The organism is Shinella sp. HY16 (assembly GCF_028534175.1).
GTDB lineage: Bacteria > Pseudomonadota > Alphaproteobacteria > Rhizobiales > Rhizobiaceae > Shinella.
The window spans coordinates 753,973-776,965 of record NZ_JAHYXL010000001.1; the positions used below are offsets into that span (position 1 = coordinate 753,973).

Annotated in this window: 19 protein-coding genes and 1 riboswitch; of the genes, 11 read left to right on the forward strand and 8 right to left on the reverse strand. The window is 65.9% G+C overall.

Translation table 11 applies throughout. The features are described 5' to 3' along the window. The first annotated feature begins 35 nt into the window (after nt 1–35). Both K0P03_RS03700 and ubiA read left to right on the forward strand, forming a co-directional pair. Nucleotides 36–821, forward strand: a complete 786-nt coding sequence (locus tag K0P03_RS03700; RefSeq protein ID WP_023515263.1) for a MipA/OmpV family protein — start codon at nt 36–38, stop codon at nt 819–821. A 76-nt stretch (nt 822–897) separates the two neighbouring features. Further along, entirely contained in the window at nt 898–1,851 is a 954-nt protein-coding gene (ubiA, locus tag K0P03_RS03705; protein WP_272788920.1) for a 4-hydroxybenzoate octaprenyltransferase, read from the forward strand. On the opposite strand, the gene K0P03_RS03710 is transcribed toward ubiA, so the two are convergent. Both K0P03_RS03710 and K0P03_RS03715 read right to left on the reverse strand, forming a co-directional pair. After that, nucleotides 1,852–2,022, reverse strand: coding sequence for a hypothetical protein (locus tag K0P03_RS03710; protein WP_024271035.1), 171 nt, complete (start codon nt 2,020–2,022; stop codon nt 1,852–1,854). Between the two features lie 169 nt (nt 2,023–2,191). Further along, the gene (locus K0P03_RS03715) at nt 2,192–2,755 is read right to left on the reverse strand and encodes a DUF6101 family protein (RefSeq protein WP_023515266.1); all 564 of its coding nucleotides are present in this window, start codon (nt 2,753–2,755) and stop codon (nt 2,192–2,194) included. Between the two features lie 262 nt (nt 2,756–3,017). On the opposite strand from K0P03_RS03715, the gene K0P03_RS03720 reads away from it, so the two are divergent. Next, nucleotides 3,018–5,339, forward strand: a complete 2,322-nt coding sequence (locus K0P03_RS03720; RefSeq protein ID WP_272788921.1) for a DUF1217 domain-containing protein — start codon at nt 3,018–3,020, stop codon at nt 5,337–5,339. A gap of 105 nt (nt 5,340–5,444) precedes the next feature. Here the strand turns inward: K0P03_RS03720 and K0P03_RS03725 are convergent, their stop codons facing one another. After that, the gene (locus tag K0P03_RS03725) at nt 5,445–6,875 is read right to left on the reverse strand and encodes an FAD-binding oxidoreductase (protein ID WP_272788922.1); all 1,431 of its coding nucleotides are present in this window, start codon (nt 6,873–6,875) and stop codon (nt 5,445–5,447) included. Between the two features lie 62 nt (nt 6,876–6,937). After that, complete coding sequence (locus K0P03_RS03730; RefSeq protein WP_272788923.1) at nt 6,938–7,912, reverse strand: L-threonylcarbamoyladenylate synthase; 975 nt, start codon at nt 7,910–7,912, stop codon at nt 6,938–6,940. Between the two features lie 151 nt (nt 7,913–8,063). Between K0P03_RS03730 and K0P03_RS03735 the strand changes: the two genes are divergently transcribed. Then, nucleotides 8,064–9,137, forward strand: coding sequence for a GGDEF domain-containing protein (locus K0P03_RS03735; protein WP_272788924.1), 1,074 nt, complete (start codon nt 8,064–8,066; stop codon nt 9,135–9,137). 16 nt (nt 9,138–9,153) lie between these two features. On the opposite strand, the gene K0P03_RS03740 is transcribed toward K0P03_RS03735, so the two are convergent. Further along, entirely contained in the window at nt 9,154–9,759 is a 606-nt protein-coding gene (locus tag K0P03_RS03740) for a DUF6656 family protein (protein ID WP_023515271.1), read from the reverse strand. A gap of 298 nt (nt 9,760–10,057) precedes the next feature. Beyond that, nucleotides 10,058–10,254: riboswitch (cobalamin riboswitch) on the forward strand. Between the two features lie 103 nt (nt 10,255–10,357). Here K0P03_RS03740 and K0P03_RS03745 point away from each other — a divergent pair. Then, nucleotides 10,358–11,602 (forward strand): aromatic ring-hydroxylating oxygenase subunit alpha, encoded by a 1,245-nt coding sequence (locus K0P03_RS03745; protein WP_272788925.1) that lies wholly within the window; start codon nt 10,358–10,360, stop codon nt 11,600–11,602. A gap of 1 nt (nt 11,603) precedes the next feature. After that, nucleotides 11,604–12,707 carry a hybrid-cluster NAD(P)-dependent oxidoreductase gene (locus K0P03_RS03750; RefSeq protein ID WP_130520492.1) on the forward strand — a complete coding sequence of 368 codons (1,104 nt, stop codon included), beginning with the start codon at nt 11,604–11,606 and terminating at the stop codon, nt 12,705–12,707. A 29-nt stretch (nt 12,708–12,736) separates the two neighbouring features. On the opposite strand, the gene K0P03_RS03755 is transcribed toward K0P03_RS03750, so the two are convergent. After that, entirely contained in the window at nt 12,737–13,831 is a 1,095-nt protein-coding gene (locus tag K0P03_RS03755) for a glycoside hydrolase family 25 protein (RefSeq protein ID WP_272788926.1), read from the reverse strand. 206 nt (nt 13,832–14,037) lie between these two features. Here K0P03_RS03755 and K0P03_RS03760 point away from each other — a divergent pair, with 206 nt between their 5' ends. From K0P03_RS03760 to K0P03_RS03780, 5 genes are all read left to right on the forward strand, one after another. Then, a complete protein-coding gene (locus K0P03_RS03760) occupies nt 14,038–14,637 on the forward strand; it encodes a BA14K family protein (RefSeq protein WP_023515275.1) in 600 nt (199 codons plus the stop codon). Between the two features lie 185 nt (nt 14,638–14,822). Continuing rightward, nucleotides 14,823–16,619, forward strand: coding sequence for an acyl-CoA dehydrogenase (locus tag K0P03_RS03765; protein ID WP_272788927.1), 1,797 nt, complete (start codon nt 14,823–14,825; stop codon nt 16,617–16,619). Nucleotides 16,620–16,700: 81 nt separating this feature from the next. After that, the gene (locus tag K0P03_RS03770) at nt 16,701–17,456 is read left to right on the forward strand and encodes a crotonase/enoyl-CoA hydratase family protein (RefSeq protein WP_272788929.1); all 756 of its coding nucleotides are present in this window, start codon (nt 16,701–16,703) and stop codon (nt 17,454–17,456) included. Between the two features lie 300 nt (nt 17,457–17,756). Then, on the forward strand, nt 17,757–19,850 hold the full coding sequence (gene mcpU, locus K0P03_RS03775) for a methyl-accepting chemotaxis protein McpU (RefSeq protein WP_024271033.1): 2,094 nt from the start codon (nt 17,757–17,759) through the stop codon (nt 19,848–19,850). Between the two features lie 131 nt (nt 19,851–19,981). Further along, a complete protein-coding gene (locus K0P03_RS03780; protein ID WP_050743444.1) occupies nt 19,982–20,740 on the forward strand; it encodes an SDR family oxidoreductase in 759 nt (252 codons plus the stop codon). Nucleotides 20,741–20,747: 7 nt separating this feature from the next. Here the strand turns inward: K0P03_RS03780 and K0P03_RS03785 are convergent, their stop codons facing one another. Beyond that, entirely contained in the window at nt 20,748–21,998 is a 1,251-nt protein-coding gene (locus K0P03_RS03785; protein WP_272788932.1) for a class I SAM-dependent RNA methyltransferase, read from the reverse strand. Next, entirely contained in the window at nt 21,995–22,747 is a 753-nt protein-coding gene (locus K0P03_RS03790) for a TlyA family RNA methyltransferase (protein ID WP_050743446.1), read from the reverse strand. The genes K0P03_RS03785 and K0P03_RS03790 overlap by 4 nt, the downstream gene beginning before the upstream one ends. Nucleotides 22,748–22,993: the final 246 nt, after the last annotated feature.

A 22,993-nucleotide genomic window follows, 5' to 3' on the forward strand; every position in this document is an offset into this window, starting at 1 on the left:
AGGATTGTGTCTTGAGTATCCGTGTTTCGACCGCAATGACTGCGGCCGCTCTCCTTTTTGTGCCCGTTTCCGCCCTTGCCGGCGAAGGCGGCTATTTCTGGTCCGGCGACTGGTATCTGAAGGTCGGCGCCGCCGGCTTTGCCGCGCCGCGCTACGAGGGGGCGAAAAAATACCTGTTCCAGGTCACGCCGATGATCTCGCTCGGCAAGGCGGGCAGCACCGTCCGCTTCTCCTCGCGCAATGACAACCCGTCCTTCGCGCTGATCGACAATGGCGGCTTTCGTGCCGGTGCGACGGGTAAACTCGTGATGCCGCGTGACGACGACGATTCGAAGGATCTGCGCGGCCTGACCCCGGTGAAGTTCGGCGGCGAACTCGGCGCCTTCGCCGAAGCCTATCCGACGGACTGGCTGCGCGTGCGCGGCGAGGTGCGCCACGGCATCCGCAGCCATGACGGTATCGTTGCCGATATCGCGGCCGACGCCTTCGTCGACGTGCGCCCTGATGTGCGCATCTCGGCCGGCCCGCGTGTGACGCTCGCCTCGAACGATTATATGGACACCTATTATGGCGTGAAGCCGAACCAGGTCGCCAAGTCCGGTCTTTCCGCCTACGATCCCGACGGCGGCATCCACTCGGTGGGCGCGGGCGCGGCGATCACCTGGCAGGTCAACGAGAAGATCGAGACGAGCGCCTTTGCCGAATACAAGCGCCTCGTTGGCGACGCGGCCAAGTCGAGCCTCGTCAAGGAGCGCGGCAGCCGCGATCAGGTGCTGATCGGCCTTTCCGCCACCTACCGGTTCGATTTCACGCTGCCGTAACCTTTTCGGCGCGCGCGACCTACCCTGCGGCGCGGTGCCGGCTTGACCGGCGCCGGGCGGCTTGCGATCTAGGGGAATGATCAGCTCTCCCTCCGATTCCGGCCGCGTCGCCGATGCGCCGTCCCGAAACTGGGTCTACCGCGTGCTGCCGCGCGCGGCCTGGCCTTATGCGCAGCTCGCCCGCTGGGACCGGCCGATCGGCTGGCAGCTTCTCCTCCTGCCGTGCCTCTGGTCGGCGGCGCTGGCGGCCAATGTCTCGGCGGCGATCGGCACCTTCGATCTTGCGCGCTTCGTCACACAGCTCTTCCTCTTCTTCGTCGGGGCCGTCGCGATGCGCGGCGCCGGCTGCACCTACAACGACCTCGTCGACCACGAGATCGACCAGGCGGTGGCCCGCACCCGCTCGCGTCCGCTGCCCTCCGGCCGCGTCACGCGCCGGCAGGCGAAGATCTTCATGGCATTGCAGGCGCTTGTCGGCCTCGTCGTGCTGTTGCAGTTCAATCTTTTCACCATCGTGCTCGGCATCGCCTCGCTGGCGATCGTCGCCATCTATCCCTTCGCGAAGCGCTTCACCGACTGGCCGCAATTCTTCCTCGGCATGGCCTTCTCCTGGGGGGCGCTGATGGGCTGGGCGGCGGAATTTTCCGAAGTGTCGGCTGCCTCGCTGGCGCTCTACGTCGCCGCCATCGCCTGGACCATCGGCTATGACACGATCTACGCCCACCAGGACAAGGAGGACGATGCACTGATCGGCGTGCGTTCCACCGCGCGCCTCTTCGGCGAGAAGACCGCGGGATGGCTCATCGGCCTCTACGGCCTGACGGTCGTGCTGATCGCGCTTTCCTTCTGGCTTGCCGGCATCGGCATCGTCGCCTGGCTCGGCCTCGGCGTGGCTGCCGCCATGCTCGCCTGGCAGATCGCCACGCTCGACATCGACGACCCGGAACAGTGCCTCGCACTCTTCAAGTTCAACGGCGTCGTCGGCCTCTGCCTCTTCCTTGCGCTCACCGTCGCCATCCCGTTCGCCTGATCAGCGGTGCCGCGGCCCGCGCGAGCCGGTCTGCGGACGGTCTTCGCCGCGCCGCAGCGTCGTCGGATGAAGGGCGATCTCGAAACCGCGGCGTGGCGGGCGAACGCGATCGACGGTCGCGCTGTCGACGGTGCGGATGCGGCCGAGGAGGGTGGTGAAGAACTTTGCCATCGTGATCTGTCCCTTGCTTCGCGTTCCCCGGTACGAACCCGGTGTGTTGAACGCTGTTTCCCACGCCGGGCACGGGAAAAGTGTTCCGGAGGGAACAGGCAAGGGCGCACGAAAAAGCCGGCCGCAGGGAACGGCCGGCTTTTCTGGAGGTCATGCGGCTGTCCCAGGCTCAACGCCGGGCAATGATTTCCCGGCCGTCGATCTTCATCTGCACGCCGAGCTTGCCGGTGGTGCGGCGCACCAGGAAGCGGGGGCGGCGGTCGGCGAAGTAGGAGTGGCGGCGACGCTGCTTGGCGGGGCGGCTGCCGACCGTCAGGTTGTCGTCGAGCGGCCGGGCGATGCCGTCGGCCTCGACCATCAGCATGGGGATGCGGTAGGCCTCGGCCCAGCTGCGCCAGTCGGCGGCGATGTCGCACAGGTCGTGCGCCACCAGGAGCGGGATGCAGAGGTCCGGATCGTCGTGGTGCAGTTCGAGGGTGACGGTCACGTCGCCGTTGCCGTGGTCGATGGCGCGGGCGGCGACGCCCTTGAAGGCGCGGGCCGGCAGGGCGATCGAGAGCGGCAGGCCGCTGGACGGCAGAACCTTGCGCAGCACGGCGCCGCGTTCGTCGAGCGTGATGGTGGCGTCGGTTCCCTCGGCGCGCAGCTCGAAGGTCACCTGCTGCGGAAAGCGCTTGGGATCGAGCCGGAGCGTGGTGCCGGCCCAGGCCGGCTTGGAAACGGTATTCAGCATGTCTTTCGCCCTTGTTTTCCTTGAGAGCCGGTGTCCGGTCTTCTCATCGGGACTTTTCGTCCTCTGAGGGCGAGAATAGGCGCACCCCCTTCCGAGCCGCTTAAAAATCGCGGTTAAGAAAACTTTGCAGTTCCTGATGGTTAGCAAAACCGCACGGGCTAGGGTTTAGGAGAGGTGAACGCGTGCGACAGGTCGGGACAAGCCTCGCGCGCGAGAGTGGCCCCCGATCGGCCCGCCCGCATTGTCGAAAGAGACCCCTCCGATGCTGTCCACCTATACGAGCTACAACCTCATCGCGCGTGACATGCTGGTGTCGCTGGACCGCACGGCGAGCGAGACGGTCACCGCGCGCGAGGCCGAGTACTACAAGGAAAACATCGGAAAGGTGACCAGCGTCGACGCGTTCCTCGACGACTACCAGCTCTATTCCTATGCCATGAAAGCCTATGGCCTGGAGGAGATGACCTATGCCACCGCCTTCATGCGCAAGGTGCTGGAAAGCGATACGTCGGATGCGAACAGCTTCGTCAACCTCCTGACGGATTCGCGCTACCGGGAATTCGCCACCGCCTTCAGCTTCGAGGCGTCGACCGCCTCGGCGCAGACCGAGGTGCAGCTCGACGAGATCATCGGCCTCTATTCGGCGACGGCGGCCAATGCCGGCGCGGCGATCAAGGAGGAGACGCGCTACTACAATGCCGTCATCGACACGGTCACCAGCGTCGATCAGCTGCTCAACAACGACCGGCTGCGCAGCTACGTCTTCACGGCCTTCGGCATCGATCCGTCGACCTGGTCGCGCCAGACGATCCGCGGGGTGCTGACCAGCGACCTTGACGATCCCGCCAGCTATTTCAACACGGAGTTCGGCGCCAAGGCGACCGCCGCGCAGGCAGCCATGCAGGCAGCCAATGACGAGCTGGCGACACTCGAACCCAACGACGCCAACGCGGCCCGCATCGCCCAGCTCAGGGCCGAGATCGTTCGCCAGAGCGCCATCATCGCCAATGCCGAGAAATACGGCACGCTCGCCAGCGCCTTCAATTTTGCCGCCGATGGCACGGCGGTCGCCGGCACGGTGCAGAACGCCAGCCAGAAGACGAGCACAACCGAGCTCTACACACTCTCCAATCCGCGCGCGACATCGGCCGCCGCGCTGATCCACAAGGAGTATTTCGAAAGCCGGATCGGCAGCGTCACGACGGCAAGCGAGGTTGCCGGCAATCCGCGCATGGTCAATTATCTCAAGGTGGCCTTCGGCCTCGACAAGCTGTCGATCGTCAGCTCGACCATCGCCAACATCCTGACCAGCGATCCTGACCCGAACAACGCCAACAGCTACATCAACAAGTTCGGCGGATCGGACAAGGAAGCCTATTTCGCCCTGCGCGCCGCCTTCAACTTCCAGGAGGACGGCACGCTGGCCGCCGGCGATGCGGCGCAGACCGCGACCCAGACCGCAACGGTCGCCTCCGGCTACATGAGCCGCTACAACGACAAGGACGACGAGGCGGACGAGCTGGCCATCCGGCGGTTCAAGAGCCAGATCGGCGCGGTGAAGACCGTCAACGAGTTCGTCGGCGAGGCGAGCCTCTACGACTTCGCGTTGAAGGCCTTCGGTTTCGATCCGGCCAAGGTCTCGGCCCTGACGGTCAAGAACGTGCTGAAGAGCGATCTCAACGATCCGAAGAGCTACGTGTACCAGCTCGGCGACCCGCGCTTCGTCGAATTCGCCAAGGCGTTCAATTTCGGGTCGGACGGCAACATCACGGCGCCGAAGCTGGCACAGTCCGAATCCGAGATCCTCGTCATGTCGCGCGCCTATGTGACGGCCAAATCCCGTTTCGGAACGGAAGATGACAAGAAACTGGCGGAGGAGGAGGCGAAATATTACTCCCTTCAGATGCAGAAGATCGACAGCGTCAAGGAATTCCTGTCCGATCCGCGCCTCGTCGCCTTCGTGCTGACGGCCAACGGCATCGATACGAAGAGCGTCGATGCCGAGTTCATGGCGAAGATCTTCACCTCCGACCTCGACGACCCCGACAGTTTCGCCAACCAGCAGCCCGACCGCGCCTATCGCCAGATCGTGGCCTCGTTCAACTTCAATGCCGAGGGCCAGGTCGAGCGGCAGGACGATGCCGAGATTCAGTCGCGCCGCGGCATCTACCAGACGATCGACGGCTACGTGCGCCAGAAGCTGGAGGCGGATGCGGGCAACGACAATGCCGGCGTGCGCCTCGCGCTCTATTTCGAGCGCAAGGCGGAAACGGTTTCGAGCCCCTACGACCTGCTGGCCGACGACGCGCTCTTCGAAGTCTTCAAGGTGCTCTACCAGCTGCCCGACGAGATCGCGAGCGCGGATGTCGACGCCCAGGCCGACATGGTCGAGCGCTATCTCGAGCTGAAGGACCTGCAGGATTCGGAAAAGGTCTCCAAGATGATCGTGAAGTTCTCCGTGCTCTACGATCTCGAGAACCAGAGCACGACGGATCCGGCGCTCTCCGTGCTCACCAGTTCGGGTTCGGCCGGCATCAGTGCCGATCTCATGATGTCGCTGGCGCAGCTGCGCACCGGCGGCTGATCGCCTGGCGCAATTCCAGCAGAAGCGCGGCGCGGTTTTACGCCCGGAACTGCATCAAACAGATAGAGAGAGCGTTTTTGCTGTTCGAAGAAAAGCGGAAATAGGCTAGCCCCTGACGACCTTGCCGGGGTTCATGATGCCGGCGGGGTCGAAGGCGTGCTTGATCCTTGCCATCAGGTCCATCTCGATCGGCGCGCGCACCGCCGCGAGCTCGTCGCGCTTCAGCTGGCCGATGCCGTGCTCGGCGGAAATCGACCCGCCATAGCTCAGCACGATGGCGTGCACGAGGTCGTTGATCTCGCGCCAGCGGCCGAGGAAGGCGTCCCTGTCGGCGCCGACGGGCTGGGAGATGTTATAGTGGATGTTGCCGTCGCCCATATGGCCGAAGGAGCAGATGCGCGCCCCGTCGATGGCTTTCATGACCGCCGCATCCGCTTCCGCCATGAAGGCCGGGATGGTCGAGACCGGCACGGAGACGTCGTGCTTGATCGAGCCGCCCTCCGGCTTCTGCGCCGGCGACATGCTTTCGCGCATGTGCCACAGCGCCCGGCGCTGCTCCTCGCTGGCGGCGATCACCGCATCCTCGACGAGCCCGGTCTCGATGCCCTCGGCCAGCAGGGCCTCCATCATGCGCGCGGCGGTCTCCGCCGCGTCGGATGTCGAGATATCGACGAGCACGTACCAGTCATGCCGGCTGGCGAGCGGGTCGCGCACGCCCGGAATGTGCCGCGTGGTGAAATCGACGCCGAGACGCGGCATCAGCTCGAAGCCGGTCAGCGCGGTGCCGCAGCGGCTGGAGGCGCGTTCGAAGAGGGCGAGCGCATCCGCGACGGATTTCAGCCCGGCAAAGGCCACCTCGTGGCCGAGCGGCCGCGGGAAGAGTTTCAGCACCGCGCCGGTGATGACGCCGAGCGTGCCTTCCGCGCCGATGAAGAGGTCGCGCAGGTCGTAGCCCGTATTGTCCTTCTTCAGCCGGCGCAGGCCGTTCCAGACCTCGCCGGTCGGCAGAACGACTTCGAGGCCGAGGCAGAGCTGGCGCATGTTGCCATAGGCGAGCACCGCGGTGCCGCCGGCATTGGTGGAAAGGTTGCCGCCGATCTGGCAGGAGCCTTCCGAGCCGAGCGACAGCGGAAACAACCGGTCCGCGGCCTCGGCCGCCTTCTGGATCTCCGCGAGGACGCAGCCGCCGTCGGCGACGACGACATTGCCGACCGGATCGACATCGCGGATGCGGTTGAGCCGGGAGAGCGACAGCACGACATCCGTCGCCCCTTCACGCGGCGCCGCGCCCCCGACATGGCCGGTATTGCCGCCCTGCGGGACGATGGCCGTGCGCGTTTCCGTGGCGAGCGCGAGGATTTTCGAGACCTCCTCGACGGAGCCCGGCCGCAGCACCAGCGGCGAGGTGCCGTGATAGAGCCCCCGGCTTTCGACGAGATAGGGCGCGATGTCGCGCTCCGCCGTCAGGGCGTGGGCCGGGCCGGTGATGGTGGCAAAGCGGTCGATGAGATCTGGGGCAAGCGTCGCCTGGGTCATGGCTCTGTCCTCGTTGGCGCCGCCTCGCACAGGGCTGGTGCGCTTGGATCGGTTCGCAGCGGTCAGCCGCGCGGGGCAGCCGCGCGTTGCAGTCGGTCGTTGATCGCCTCGCCGAGGCCGCGGGAGGGGATCGGCGCGAAGGCGATCGCGCGCGCGCCGGCCGCATCCGCCCGTTTCATGTAGCCGAAGAGATTGGCGGCGGCCTCCGCAAGGTCGCCGCTGGGGCTGAGGTCCAGCACCAGTGCGGCATCGGCCTCGCCGGGCAATGCCGCGCCGCCGAAGCGGATCAGCACCTCGCCGGGCGCCACGTTGTGTGCATTGAGCCGCACCGGTGCATCGGGCGCGTAATGCGAGGCAAGCATGCCCGGCGCCTCGATCGCGGCCCCCGCCTTTTCGTTGCGCACCACCTTCAGGCCGGTGACGCGCTCGACCTCGGCGGCATCCAGCCCGCCCGGCCTCAACAGCCGGATCGTGTCACCCTCGACCTTGAGGATGGTGGATTCCAGCCCCACGACGGCCGGCCCGGCATCCAGAACCAGCTCGAGCTTTGCGCCAAAATCCTCGGCGACATGCCGGGCGGTGGTTGGGCTGATGCGGCCGGACGTGTTGGCGCTCGGCGCTGCAAGAGGTCGGCCGAAGGCCGACAGCAGGCGGCTGGCAAAGCCCTTGGGCACGCGGATGCCGATCGTGTCGAGCCCGGCGCGGGCGAGCGGATGGATGGCGCTTTCCGGGCGGATCGGCAACACGAGCGTCAGCGGCCCCGGCCAGAAGGCCTCGGCGATCGCGCGCGACAGCGGATCGAAGACCGCATGCTCCTCTGCCATGGCGAGGTCGGCCATGTGGCAGATCAGCGGATTGAAGCGTGGCCGTCCCTTCATCTCGTAGATGCGCGTGATGGCCAGCGGGTTGGTGGCGTCGGCGGCAAGGCCGTAGACCGTCTCGGTGGGAATGGCGACCGGCACGCCCCGGCCGAGCGCTTCGCAGGCCCGGGCCAGCGCCGTCTCTGCATCCGTCCGCGTATCCACGATATCAGCCATGTCGTCCTTCCTTGTCCGGGCTTCCTTTACAGGGCTTTTCCCGCAAAAGCCAAGGGTTGCCCATTGCCTAAAATGCGAGCGACCGGATTAGATCGGCCGAAAGTGGTGGCTGCTATGGAGGGTTGAAAAATCAAGCAGCAGGTCCGCATTGATGGCGCATAAGAAATCCTCGACGACCGATATCGCCCTGCGCGTCGCAACGGCGATGAAGCAGATGGGCATCGACGGCCTGCCGCGCAATTATGAACTGGTCTACGAGGCCTATGCGGGGTGCAATCCCGATCTGGTGCGCGATTTCATCGCGCTCGGCAAATACAAGACGCAGGGCGCGCTCGACGAACTCGGCCGCAAGTATCTGCCGCACCAGCATGAGGCGGGCGTGCTGCAGCGCTCGGCCGGCGCCATCAGCAACGAGATGGCAAATTTCATGGATCTGCTCAGCCAGGAACGCACCTCGCTGTCGGATTACGGCCGCCTGATCGGCGAGGCCTCGCAGGTCATCCGTGATGCCGGCAGCCTCGGAGAGGGCGCACTCGGCTCCTCGCTCGAGGCGCTGCAGCGCGCGACCGAACTGCGCGTCACCCATACGGCGGAGATGGCGGAGAAGGTCGCCGCGCAATCGGTCGTCATGGACGGCATCCAGAGGGAGATGGCGGAATTCGAGGCGATGAAGTTCGTCGATCCGCCGACGAAGCTCGGCAACCGCCGTGCCTTCAACAAGGCGCTCGCCCGGGTCTATGTCAATCCGGACCTGCCGATGCTCTGCGGCGTCGCGATCGCCGAGGTGGATGCCGAGCGGCGGTTCTCCGCCGGCCAGATCGAGGCCCTGTCCGATCATCTCGTCACCTTCTACGGCGGCCTTATCCGCCAGGCTTTTCCCGCCGGCGAGCTGGCCGTGCGTTTCGACGGCCTGCGCTTCGGCTTCCTGTTTCACACCGCGGACGAAGGGGAGGTGACGCGGCTGATCGACCTGCTGCGCGCCGCCTTCCAGACGGTGGCGCTGCGCGATCCGCGCACCGGGCGCAATCTGGGTCACCTCACCTTGTCTGCCGGCGTGTGCATGACGGACCGCGCCGACAGCGCGCTCGACCTTTCGGCGGCCTGCGAGCGGGCATTGGCGGAGGCGCGGGGCGCGGGCGGCGACCAGATCGTCGTCTATGGCCGCGGCGACGAGGTGCCGGCCGGCAAGGAGTGGCTGATCTACCGGCCGTCCGGGGTGGCCTGACGCAGCAGGGTAGGGGTTAGAGCGCCCGGATGATCTTGCGCAGCGCCTCGTTGTGCGCGCCGAGCATCAGCACGTTCTTCATGGCAAGCTTCGGATCGTCGGTGCGGAAGAGCACGCCGTTGCCGCGCACCTTGCGGTCGATCTGCAGGCGGCCTTCCTCTTCTGCCGGCGTGATGGCGACGGCGAAATACATCCGCCCGGCCTTCTTCGAGATGTCGGCGAAGAACTGCTCCTCCTCACCGATCTCGGCGAAGAAATTGGCCATGTAGAAGGCCCATTGCACATTCTCGAATTCCGCGAAGCGGGAATTGGCGACGGTGATGTGGCAATAGCCGAGATGCGGTGTCTGGGCGAGCGTGCGGTGGAAGATCAGCTTGGGAAAGCGGATCGACTGGTGGAAGCCGTTGATGCGGTCATGCGTGACGCTGCCGGCATTCTCCAGCTTGCGGCCGGTACGCTCGGCCACTTCCTGGTAGCTGAGGTAGCGCTTCTCGTTCGGGCTCCAGCTGACATTCCGGTCGATGCGGCCGGTGCGCAGGAACTCGGTATGGGCGGCCGATTTCGGCTGGTTCGCGCGCTTGTAGGCGACTGCGTCGTAGTAACGGAACTTGGTTTGCTGCACGCGTCGGCACTCCATCCTCGCGCCCCGATGCGATGAAGTTTATGGAAACGGCGTTAAGCATTCCTTGCCAATCCGCCCCCGCTTTTTCCAAAGGTTCCGGAGGGGTCGCAATATGACAATTGTGTCACCGGGCAGGCCAGGTGGCCCAAAGGGTATTCATGTTGCTCGTTTCCTTTGCATAATTGATTGAAATATATGCAATTAGGCCTGAGGTTGGCTTGCCTCTGCCCATTTTATCTCTGTCGCCAAATCGGAATGGCATGTCGCTAACTGACATGTCGTTTGCCCGGTCTTGCGTTTAGATAAGGACACTCGAGGTGCCGTTCTGACGAAGAGCGGAGAATTGGGAAGCCGGTTGAAATCCGGCGCTGCCCCCGCAACGGTGTAGGAGAAACGCGCGGCGAGACGCCACTGGACAGAAAGTCCGGGAAGGCGCCGCGACGGTCCTGACGGACGCTCCTGAGCCCGGAAACCAGCCTTGGGAATGATCGTGACTGGCTGCGGCGGGCGGCCGGGAAGCGTGCAGTCCGGCGCCCCCGCGCCCGGATGCCGTCTCCTTCCGTGCGCCTCATCCCCAACAGGATATCGAGGATCCGGCATGGACATCAGCAGCGACGTGCTCCGCAAGCTCAAGAACCGGCGCGAGGGCCACAGCCTCGAGCAGGCCTTCTACATCGACCCCGATCACTACAGGCTCGATCTCGAGACGATCTGGTATCGCGACTGGCTGTTCATCGGCCATGACTGCGAGATCCCGAAGGCCGGCAACTATTTTACCGTGCAGGTCGGCGACTATCCCGTGGTCATCACCCGCGACCGCACGGGGACCGTGCGCGCCCTGCACAATTCCTGCCGCCACCGCGGCTCGCGCGTCTGCACCCAGCACAAGGGGGCCTCGGCCAAGCTCGTCTGTCCCTACCACCAGTGGACCTACGAACTGGATGGCTCGCTGCTCTTCGCCCGCCACATGGCCGAGGATTTCGACAAGAGCCAGCACGGTTTGAAGCGCGTGCACTGCGAGACCGTCGGCGGATACATCTTCATCTGCCTTGCAAACGAGGCGCCGGACTTTTCCGCCTTCCGCAGCCTGGTCGAGCCCTATCTTGCCCGTCACCGCCTCGGCGAGACCAAGGTCGCCTTCGAAAGCACGATCGTCGAGAAGGGCAACTGGAAGCTCGTCTGGGAAAACAACCGCGAGTGCTATCACTGCGCCGCCAACCATCCCGAGCTTTGCCGCACCTATCCCGAGGCGCCGAGCGCCACCGGCGTGCAGGGCGCCAAGGACGATCCCGTCATCGCCGCGCACTGGGAAAAATGCGAGGCGGCGGGCCTGCCGAGCGAATTCCGCATGTCGCCGACCGGCCAGTTCCGCGCGGCCCGCATGCCGCTCATCCAGGATGCCGAGAGCTACACGATGTCCGGCGCCCGCGCCGTCAACCGCCCGCTGTCGAACGACGTGCTGGAAAACCACATCGGCACGCTGCTGCTCTTCCACTATCCGACGACCTGGAACCATGTGCTCGCCGACCATGCCATCACCTTCCGCGTTCTGCCGCTTGGGCCGGAGCTGACGCAGGTCACGACGAAATGGCTGGTCAGCAAGGACGCGGTCGAGGGCGTCGACTACCGCCTTGACGAGCTCACCCATGTCTGGACTGAGACCAACGACCAGGACCGCCGCATCGTCGAGGAAAACGCCTTCGGCATCCGCTCGCCGGCCTACCAGCCCGGCCCCTATTCGCCGGAAGACGAGGGGGGCGTCATGCAGTTCGTCGAATGGTACGTGAACTTCATGGTCGACCGGCTCGACGGCGCCAAGAAGCCGCTCTCGCGGGTGGCATGACATGACGATCGCAAGCCATTTCCGTCATTTCGACGAGCTTCATCCGTGGAACGATCGCCAGCACATGCTGGAATGCATTGCCGCAACGGTGGAGACATCAGACGTGATGACCTTCACCTTCCGGTCCGACCGCGACAACTGGTTCCGATACCTGCCCGGCCAGTTCGTCACGCTGGAAATTCCGGTTGCGCAGGACGATCCCGTCCTGCGCACCTATACGCTCTCCTCGACGCCCTCGCGGCCCTTCTCCGTTTCCGTGACGGTGAAGGCGCAGAAGAGCTCGATCGGGACGCGCTGGATGTTCGACAACCTGAAGCCCGGCATGAAGCTGAAGGCCTTCGGCCCGCTCGGCGACTTCTCCCTCGTGCGCTATCCCGCCGAAAAGTATCTCTTCATCTCGGCCGGCTCCGGCGTCACGCCGATGATGTCGATGACGCGCTGGATGTCGGATTGCGCGCCGCAGTCCGACGTCGCCTTCGTCACCTGCGCGCGCAAGCCGGAGGATCTGCTGTTCAAGGCGGAGCTTGAATGTCTTGCCGCGCAGATGCCGAACCTGACGCTCGGCTTCGTCGTCGAGGGGCACAATCCGCGCGACGGCTGGCACGGATTGCGCGGCCGCATCGATGCCGCCCGTCTCTCGCTGCTCGCGCCGGATTTTCGCGAGCGCACCGTCTTCTGCTGCGGCCCGGAACCTTTCATGCGCGGCGTCAGAGACCTTCTCAAGGTTTGCGGCTTCAACATGGAGCGCTACCACGAGGAGAGCTTCCAGCCGGCCGCAGCGCCCGCCCCGGAGGAGATCGCCATCCGCGCCGGTGCCGGTGAGCACGACGTCGATGCCAATGCCGTTGCGACCGTCACCTTCACCATGGCCGGCAAGGATGCGAAATGCCCGCCCGGCCAGACGATCCTCCAGACCGCCCGGGCGGCCGGCGTGCGCATCGGCGCGGCCTGCGAAGGCGGCCTGTGCGGCACCTGCCGGGTGATGAAGCTCTCTGGGGAGGTGGACATGCGCCACAACGGCGGCATCCTCGACGATGAGATCGAGGAAGGCTACATCCTTGCCTGCTGCTCGCGGCCGGTCGGCGACGTGCAGATCGAGGCGTAGGGGGCGGGCCTGCGCCCGCCGCAAGCGTTTCAGAAATCCTGATAGTTCAGCGGCGTCACCTCCACCAGGCGGCGGCCGACCGTGGTGGTCGCGGTGCCCTTGGCCATGATGCCGGCGCGGACTTCGGCCGTCACGGCGACGGGGAAGGATGCTGTCGCGCCCGAGGCGAGCGTGACGGCGCCGGCCGTCTGTGCGCCGGTGCCGGCTTCGGCCTCGGCCCTTACCGTTGCCTTGAAGCTGCCGCCCGACGGGATGGAGGCGGTGAGCATGGTGTCGACGGGCTCGAAGGGCTTTTCCGGCAGGAGTTCGCCGAAGGCCCAGGCCTTGCCGAGCGCCGCCTTGGTCATCGGCGCGACGTTGACGTCGATATCGGTCAGCGCGCCCTTCACCCGGTAGGGGCAGCGCCGTTTCGAGCAGTTGACGCCGGCGGAGAACTGCCAGAGCGCGTAATTGTCCCAGTTGCCCATCGGGAAGGCGTCCTCGATGCCCGGCTTGTAGCGGGCATACCAGAGCGGCAGGCGCGAGAGGATGCGGTACCTGTCACGGTTGAGGGCGATGAACCGGGCGGTCGAATGGTTGGTGTAGAGCACGGGATAGCGGCCCGTGCGCGTCTTGATGTGTCCGGCAAAGACCTGCGCATCCTCCAGCGACATGTAGTTGTCGGGATCGATGCCTTCGATATCGAGCACCATCATCTCGTCGTCCTGGGGATTGGCATAGTCGAGGAAATGGTTGGCCTGATCGACCGGATTGCCCGGCCGGGCGAGGTGATAGGCGCCCCAGAGCAGCCCTTTCGAGCGGGCGAGCAGCCGGCGGGTCTCGTAGAGTTCGCGGCTCACCGCATATTTGCGCCACATGGTCTTGCAATGCGCCACCGTGTCGCCGCTGTGCTCGCCCTTGCAGCTGAAGCTTTCCGGCAGGCCGTCGGACGCCTTGGAGATGAAGCCGGCAATGCGCGTGTCGGACAGCATTTCCGACCAGTCGATCTCGTTCAGCTCATAGGCATCGATGACGATGGCGTTTTCCGGCTTCTTCCACGGTTCGACGTTCGCGGCGCTTGCTGAAAAGGGCAGGGCGGCCAGCAGGAGAAGGGCGGCCAGGCCGGAAAGATGCTTCGGGTTCATGGACGCTCCTGTTCGATATCGCGCCGGCGCAAGTGCGCATGGTGCGCGAAACATGGTTAACGGATGGCTAACATGCACAAAACCCGGCGTTGAACATTGAATCGCGCGCGAGAAGATCGCATATGGAACGAAAGGGACTTTGGTGCGTTTCGCGTTCAAATTGCCGTTCGAGCAACAGTCGAAAGGCCCTCTCAGGGAGAAGTGTCATGAGATTTCTCAACAAATGCCTGGCGGTCGCCATGTCGGCGCTCTTTGCCGCCACCCCGGTCGTGCCGGCCAGCGCCATGCCGCTTGGGGTTCCGAAGGTGCAGACGACCGCGGCCGGCGGCAACGATGTGCAGCTCGTTCGCGACCATGACCGCCGTATCTGGGTGCGCCGGAATTCCGATCGTGGCTGGCGCGCTGACCGCGGGCGGGGCGACGACGGCTGGCGCCGCGGGCGCAGCTGGAACGACGATCGGGGCTGGCGCGATATCCGCCGCTACCGTGGCCCCGACTACCGTTATCGCGACCGGGATGTGGGCTGGCGTGACCGCGGCGACCGCTACGGCTGGTACCGCGGCCATCGCGGCTACCGCTATCAGCGCCCGGGCTATCGTTATTATGACGGTTACTGGTTCCCGCTTGCCGCCTTCGGCATCGGCACCATCATCGGCGGCGCGATTGCCAACGACCGGACCTATGTCGGCGGTGGTGGCTCGCATGTGAACTGGTGCGCAAACCGCTATCGTTCGTACAGGGCCTACGACAACACGTTCCAGCCCTACAACGGTCCGCGCCGCCAGTGCATCTCGCCCTATAGCTGATAGGGCAATCCTCTCCGAGCCGGCGGTCCCCCGGCTCCTGGAACGGGCTGACCGGTCGTTGAGGCCGGCCGGCCCGTTTCCGTTTCTGGGGCCTCATCGCAAGTTGACGTTTACGTAAAAATCAATAATCTGTGCGCCAGCGGATCGCCCCGCCGAAGCGGGCAGGCGGCCGGAGGAGGATAGAGATGTACAAGGCGCCGGTCGAGGAGATTGCGTTCACGCTGAAGCATGTGGCGGGCCTTGCGCCCGCGCTCGAAGGCGGCCATCTCGGCGATCTCTCGGACGACCTCGTCGATGCCATCCTCTCAGAAGCCGGCCGGTTCGCCACGGAAGCCGTGGCGCCGCTTGCCGAGATCGGCGACAGACAGGGTGCCCGCCTCGCCGATGGCGCGGTGACGATGCCCGACGGCTGGCCGGCGCTCTACAAGGCCTGGGCGGAAGGCGGCTGGAACTCGCTGACGGCTTCGCCCGATTTCGGCGGGCAGGGCCTGCCGCACATGCTGCACGTCGCCGCGCTCGAAATGTGGAACAGCGGCTCCATGGCCTTTGCGATCGGCCCGACGCTGACGATCGGCGCCATCGAGGCGCTGACGGCGCACGGCTCGGACCACCTGAAATCCACCTATCTGCCGAAGATGGTGTCGGGCGAATGGATGGGCTCGATGAACCTCACCGAGCCCCATGCCGGCTCGGATCTCGGCGTGATGAAGACCCGCGCGGAACGCCGTGACGACGGCACCTATCGCCTCTTCGGCCAGAAGATCTTCATCACCTATGGCGAGCATGATTTCACCGACAACATCGTGCATCTGGTGCTTGCCCGTCTGCCGGATGCGCCGGCCGGCACGCGCGGCATTTCGCTCTTCCTCGTGCCGAAGTTCCTGGTCGGCGTGGATGGATCGCTCGGCGCCCGCAACGATGCCTATTGCCATTCCATCGAGCACAAGCTCGGCATCCATGCGTCGCCCACCTGCACGATGATCTACGGCGACGGCCGCTTCGGTGACGAGCCGGGCGCCATCGGCTGGCTGGTTGGCGAGGAGAACCGGGGCCTCGCCTGCATGTTCACCATGATGAACAACGCACGCCTCGCCGTCGGCATGCAGGGCGTGGCGATCGCGGAGGCCGCGACGCAGAAGGCGATCGCCTATGCGAAGGAGCGCACGCAGGGCAAGGCGCCGGGCTGGCAGGGTGGCGACCAGGGTTCGGGCATGAGTCCGATCATCGAGCATCCCGATGTCGCCCGCATGCTCCTGACCATGAAGGTGCTGACCCAGGGCGCCCGCGCCATCACCTATGCCTGCGCCCACGCGGTGGACATGAGCCATGGCGCGGAGGCACGGCACTGGGCCGAGCGCGCCAGCCTGCTCACCCCCATCGCCAAGAGTTTCGCCACCGATGCCGGCGTCGACGTCGCCTCGCTCGGCGTGCAGGTGCATGGCGGCATGGGCTTCATCGAGGAGACGGGCGCCGCCCGCCTCTATCGCGACGCCCGCATCGCGCCGATCTACGAGGGCACCAACGGCATTCAGGCCATCGACCTCGTCACGCGCAAGCTGCCGCTGTCGGACGGCGGCCATGTGCGGGGTTTCGTCGCCGAACTGCGCGAGATTGCCGAAAAGGCCCGTCTTCGGGCAGGCACGGCAAATGCGCCGGATCTCGGCGAAACCGGCGAGCGCCTCGATATTGCCATCGCTGATCTCGAAGCCGCCACCGAATGGTTGCTCGCCACGCTCGCCGCGGGCAGGCAGGCCGAAGCGCTTGCCGGTGCCACGCCCTACCAGCGCCTCTTCGGCCTGGTGCTGACGGGGGCCTATCTCGTCAAGGGCGCGCTTGCCGATGGCGGTGACGGCCGCAACGGCGAACGGGCCGCCCTGTGCCGCTTCGCCGCGGAAAACATCATCGGCGAGACGGCTGCGCTGCGCGACCGGGTGATCTCCGGTGCCGGGAGCCTTGAAGCCGCACGTGTGGTGCTGGGATAGGATGCCGCGATCGAACCGATAGGACTACGGCAGAGGGGGCGGCCCCGTACGATTGCCATCCGGCGAAGGAAACCGATACCCATGACCGACCACATCCTGATCGAGCACCCGGAAAACGCGCCGGGCGTCCAGGTGATCCGCCTCAACCGCCCCGACAAGAAGAACGCCATCACCCGCGCCATGTACCAGGCGATGACCGACGCGCTGAAGGCCGGCAATGCGGATGACAGCGTGCGCGCCACCGTCTTCCTCGGCTCGGAAGGCTGCTTTTCCGCCGGCAACGATCTCAACGATTTCCTCGCCTTCGCAATGGGCGGCACGATGGGGCGCGAGGTGGTCGATTTTCTCCATGTGCTCGCTGCGCACGGCAAGCCGCTGGTCTCCGGCGTCGACGGTCTGGCGATCGGCATCGGCACGACGATCCATCTGCACTGCGACCTCACCTATGCCTCGATCCGCACCGAGTTCCGCACGCCCTTCGTCGACCTGGCGCTGGTGCCGGAGGCGGCGTCCAGCCTTCTCGCCCCCCGCCTGATGGGCCACCAGCGGGCCTTCGCGCTGCTGGCTGCGGGGGAGGGCTTCTCCGCCACCGCAGCGCGGGAGGCGGGCCTCGTCTATGCCGTCGTCGAGCCCGCCGCGGTGGAGCGCGACACGCTCGCCGCCGCCGTGCGCCTTGCCGCCAAGCCGCCGAAGGCGCTCGCCATCGCCCGCACCCTTATCCGGGGCGACGGCGCGGATGTGGCAAGGCGGATCGACGAGGAGGCCGAACATTTCGCGGCGCAGTTGAAGAGCCCGGAAGCCCGCGCCGCCTTCGAAGCCTTCATGGCCCGTCGCTAGAACCGGTCCTGAAAGCGGGAACCGCTCTTCCACCTGGAAAACCGGCAGATTGGTGGGTTGGAGCGCCTTTCGGCACCTCCCGATCCGGGCGATTTTCCGCACCCCGTTCCGCAGGCACCGGTTGCACCCCATTTGTGGTCTGTCAATTTTAACGGCGCCTTAAACACGTTTTCCTATTGTGCGGCATTCTCCGGCGTCCAGCCGGCGGCCGCATGATGCGCCCGATTTTCCGCCTTCCGGCATGCCGTTCAGCATCGCGTCCCCGCCGTTTCCGGCGCGGCGCCCCAGAGAACATCGCCCATGGCCAAGCGCTCCAATCTGATGACGCGCATTCTCGTTGTCGCGTCCCTCGTCGTCGTTGCCGCCTTCACCGGCTTTTCCCTCTATATCGACAGCCTGCAGCGCAGCGTCCTGACGAATTCCGTCGAGGAAAGCATCGACAGTTCCGGCAAACAGGCCGCCCAGAGCATCGCCAACTGGCTGAATGCCCGCGTCTCGCTGACCGAGATGGCCGGCAATGCCGCCGGCAAGGCCGTGGATGCGACGGGCATCGAAGCCGTGTTGCAGAATGACGTTCTCGTCAGCCAGTTCATGACCACCTATGTGGGCGACGAGACGGGCCTCTTCACCCAGTGGCCGAAATCGGAGATGCCCGAGGGGTACGATCCGCGCAAGCGCCCGTGGTATCAGGATGCCGTCAAGGCAAACGGCAGCGTGCTGACCGAGCCCTATATCGACGCTTCCACCAACGACCTGATCATCAGCGCCGCGACACCCGTCAAGCACGACGGCAAGCTGCTGGGCGTCGCCGGCAGCGACTTCTCGTTGAAGTCCCTCGTCGACATGGTCAATTCGGTCGATCTCGGCGGCACGGGCTTCGCCTTCCTCGTCAGCAAGAACGGCCAGATCCTCGTGCACCAGGACAAGGCGCTCGTCACCAAGACGCTCACCGATGCTTTCCCCGAGACAACGCCGGCCATCGGCGGCGGCATCACGCACACGACCTATGCCGGCAAGCCGGTGCTCGTCTCCTTCGTGCCGGTCACCGGTCTGCCGTCGGTCGAATGGTATCTCGGTTTCACCATTGACAGCGGCATGGCCTATGCGGCGATCGACCAGTTCCGCATCGCCGCGACGATCGCCACGATCCTTGCCGTCGTCGTCATGATGGGCTTCCTTGCCACCGTGCTCTCCCGCCTCGTCGTGCGCCCGGTCAAGGATATGACATCGGCCATGGACAAGCTCGCCGCGGGTGACGTCCGCACGGATATTCCCGGTGAGAACCGCACCGACGAGATCGGCCGCATGGCTGCTGCCGTCGCGGTCTTCCGCGACAATGCCATCGAGCGCACCCGTCTTGAAAACGCTGCGGAAGAAGGCCGCGTGCTCTCCGAAAGCGAGCGCCGCGAGCGCGAAGCCGTCAAGGCGCGCGAAGCCGGCGAGATCCAGCACGCCGTCGAGGCGCTTGCGGACGGCCTCGGCCGTCTTGCCGAGGGCGATCTTGCCCACCGTATCGAAAAGCCCTTCGTCGGCCATCTCGATCGCCTGCGCACCGACTTCAACCACTCGCTCACCAAGCTCCACACGGCAATGACGACGGTCGGCCAGAACGCCCGCGCCATCGATGCCGGCGCCACGGAAATCCGCTCGGCCGCCGACGATCTCGCCCGGCGGACCGAACAGCAGGCCGCCTCCGTGGAGGAAACCGCCGCCGCACTGGAAGAGATCACCACGACGGTGAAGGATTCCACGCGCCGCGCGGAAGAAGTCGGCTCGCTCGTCTCGCGCACCCGTCAGGGCGCGGAAAAGTCGGGCGACGTCGTCCGCCGCGCCGTCTCGGCCATGCAGGGCATCGAAAAGTCCTCGCACGAGATTTCCAACATCATCGGCGTCATCGACGACATCGCCTTCCAGACCAACCTTCTCGCGCTCAATGCCGGCGTGGAAGCGGCCCGGGCAGGCGAGGCGGGCAAGGGCTTTGCCGTCGTCGCACAGGAGGTGCGCGAGCTCGCCCAGCGCTCGGCCAACGCGGCCAAGGAGATCAAGGCGCTGATCACCGCCTCCGGCGAGCAGGTCCGCTCCGGTGTTTCCCTCGTCGACGAGACGGGCGCCGCGCTGGAAGCCATCGTGCGCGAGGTGCAGGAGATCAACGGCCATGTGAACGCCATCGTGCTTGCCGCGCGCGAACAGTCGACGGGCCTGCAGGAGATCAACACTGCGGTCAACACGATGGACCAGGGCACGCAGCAGAATGCCGCCATGGTGGAGGAGCAGACCGCCGCCAGCCACGGCCTTGCCGGCGAGGCAGCCGCACTCTCCGCGCTGCTCGCCCAGTTCAAGCTTGGCTCGGGCGGTGCCGGCTACGCCGCAACGCCGGCACGCCGCGCGGCTTGAGGCATAGGGAACCATGGAAAGGCCCGGGAGCGATCCCGGGCCTTTCTCTTTTTTGGCCACTTCTTGCCGTGCGGCCGATGGCGCTCCATCTATAGGCGACCCGAACGCAGTTCAGATAGCAGAGGCAGAAAATGGTTGAATTACAGGGACGTACGGCCGTCATCACCGGCGCGGGCCGCGGCTTGGGAGCGGCGCTTGCAATGTCCCTTGCGCAAGCGGGGTGCGAGCTCATCCTGTGCGGTCGCACCCTGGCGGCGGTTGAGCGCGTCGCGGAGACCGTCTGGCAGGCAACGGGCGCCCGTCCGACCTGCATCGAGGTCGACCTTGCCAGCAGCGAAAGCGTGCAGCGCGGCGTCGAGGCGATCAACCGGTTGCAGCGTGGTGTCGATCTCCTCGTGAACAACGGCGCGATGTGGCTGGGGGCGAGCGACGAGCCGCACAGGGCGGAAGACGTGCTGAGCACCGTCAATTCCGCCGTTACCGGTACGTTTCTGTTCACGCAGGGCCTCTTGCCGCTGCTGCGGCAGTCCAGCCATCCCGATATCGTGACGATCGGCTCGATCAGTGGCTTGCCGAATGCGCTCATGCGGGATGTGTCCGTGCCCTTCTACGCCGCAAAGCGCGCCCAGGCTGCCATCGCGGAGGGGCTGCAGCAGATGCTGGCGGGAACGCCCCTGCGCTCCATCGTGGTGCACCCGCCCTATCTCGATGACGTTCAGCCGGGTTCGCCGGAATGGGCTGCGGTGGCCGAGCGGGCGAAGGGCGCGCGCGGCACCACGCGGGATGTGGTCGAAGCCGTGCTCTTCGCCGTCACGCGCCCGCGCCACGTCTCCCTCTCCATCGTGCTGGACGCGGACGATGGCGGGGTGTTCGCCACGCAGGTCGATTGAACGAGGCCTACTTCTCCAGCACCGCCACCGCCTCGACATGGGCCGACCAGAAGAACTGGTCGATCGGTGTCACGAGGCGGATGCGGTAGCCGGCGGCGGTGAGGATCGCGAGGTCGCGGGCAAGGCTCACGGGATTGCACGAGACGGCGACAATGGTCTTGACGCCGGAGCGGGCAAGCTCCTTGCACTGGTCCTCCGCCCCGGCGCGCGGCGGATCGAAGACCACGGCGTCGAACACCTTCAGCTCGGAGGCCATCAGCGGGCGGCGGAAGAGATCGCGCCGCTCCAGCGTCACCGGCTTCAGGCCCTGCGTGTTGCGTGCGGCCTGGTCGAGCGCCTTCAGCGCCTTTTCCTCGCCTTCCACCGCATGCACCTTGGCCTGCCGGGCGATACGCAGCGCGAAGGTGCCGGAGCCGGCGAAGAGATCGGCGACGCGCTTGGCCTTGCCGAGCGCGGCCAGCACCAGCTCGGCCATGGCGTCCTCGGCCGGTTTCGTCGCCTGGGTGAAGCCGCCGGCGGGCGGGAAGACGCGCACGCCGGAGAAATCGATCACCGGCTTCTGCGGCTCGATGAGGATTTCGCCGTCGCTGGAAACCCGGGCAATGCCGCGCAGTGACAGGACGCATTGGGTAACGGCGCGCCGCTCCTTGTCGCCCACCTTCTTCACGCCCTCGAAGGCAAGGTCGAGGCCGGAAAGGGTTTCGAGCACGGTTACGCGGAAGGGCTCGGCCGAGGTGGCAATGGCGGCGGCCACCCGGCGGACCGCCTCCAGCATGGACATGATGCCGTCGCTCGAAATCGGACAGTGGTCGATGGAGACGATGTGGTGGCTGCCGGCCTGGTTGAAGCCGAGCAGCATCTCCTTTTCCGTCCGGCGTGCGGTGAAGACGACGCGGCGGCGTTCACCCGGCCGGGCGATGACGAGCGGGGCGACCTCGGGCGTCAGGCCCTTGCTCTTCAAAGCATGAACGACGAGGTCGCGCTTGAAGTCGTGGTAGAGCGCATCGGAGGCGTGTTGCAGCGTGCAGCCGCCGCAGGTGCCGTTCTTGCCGTCGGGGCCGAAATGTGCGCAGGCCGGTTCCACCCGCTCGGGCGAGGCGACCGACATGGACATGACCGTGCCGTGGTTCTTGACGCGCGCGACGGCGACCGTCTCGCCCGGCAGGGTGAAGGGCACGTAGACCGGGCCACCGGCTGCCTCCGCAATACCGTCGCCGCCGCTGCCGAGCCGGGCGATGGTGAGCGTTTCCGTCGTCATGGCTTGCGGCCTCCCAGAAGAAACTCCACATTTCCGTCGCCGCCGGCGATCGGTGAGGGAATGAGGCCGAGGCTCTGCCAGCCCATGTCCTCGACGAGCCAGCGCTCCAGTTCGGCCGCAACAGCCGGCGCGCTGTCCGGGTCTTTCAGCAGGCCCGCCTTGCTGATCGCCTCGCGCCCGGCCTCGAACTGCGGCTTGACGAGCAGCACGCAGAAGGCGCCGGGCTCGGCGAGCGAGAGGGCCGGCGGCAGCGCCAGTTTCAGCGAGATGAAGGAAACGTCGGAGACGACGCCGCCGATGGTACGATCGTCGAGATGGTCCGCGTCGAGCACGCGGGCGTTGAGGCCCTCGTGGCTGGTGACGCGGGCATCCGCCATGAGCCGCGGGTGAAGCTGGTCGTGGCCTACGTCGACCGCGACGACGTGGCTTGCGCCGCGCTCCAGCAGGATCTCGGTGAAGCCGCCGGTGGAGGCGCCGATGTCGAGGCAGTCAAGGCCCGCGGGATCGAACCCGAAGGTCTCCAGCGCGGCCTTCAGTTTCAGCGCCGCGCGCGAGACATAGGCCTGGGCGGGATCGTCGATCTCGATGGTGACGGAGGGGGAAAAGCTCGAACTCGGCTTGGTGACGACGCGGCCGTTGACGCGCACGGTGCCGCGCGTGATGGCGTCGCGCGCCCGCGAGCGGCTGGCGACAAGGCCGGCATTCAGCAGGAGCTGGTCGAGGCGGATGGTTTCTGTAGTTTGGGACATCGCCTCTCATGACGCCTCACGCCCCGGGTGGCAAGCCCCATACGGTGTGTTGCGCCCGGCAAGGCTCGCTGGAACAGATGAAAACCCTAAAACTGTTGAGCTATATTCATCGCTCCTTAAATTATGACAATTAGCATTTGTTAAGCATAAGCCGGCATGACGACGGCGCCTTGTCCCATGACCCCCGAGCAGGGGGCATCCACAAATTCCCATGAACGAGCGGCCCGCCCGGTGCGGGCGCAAGGA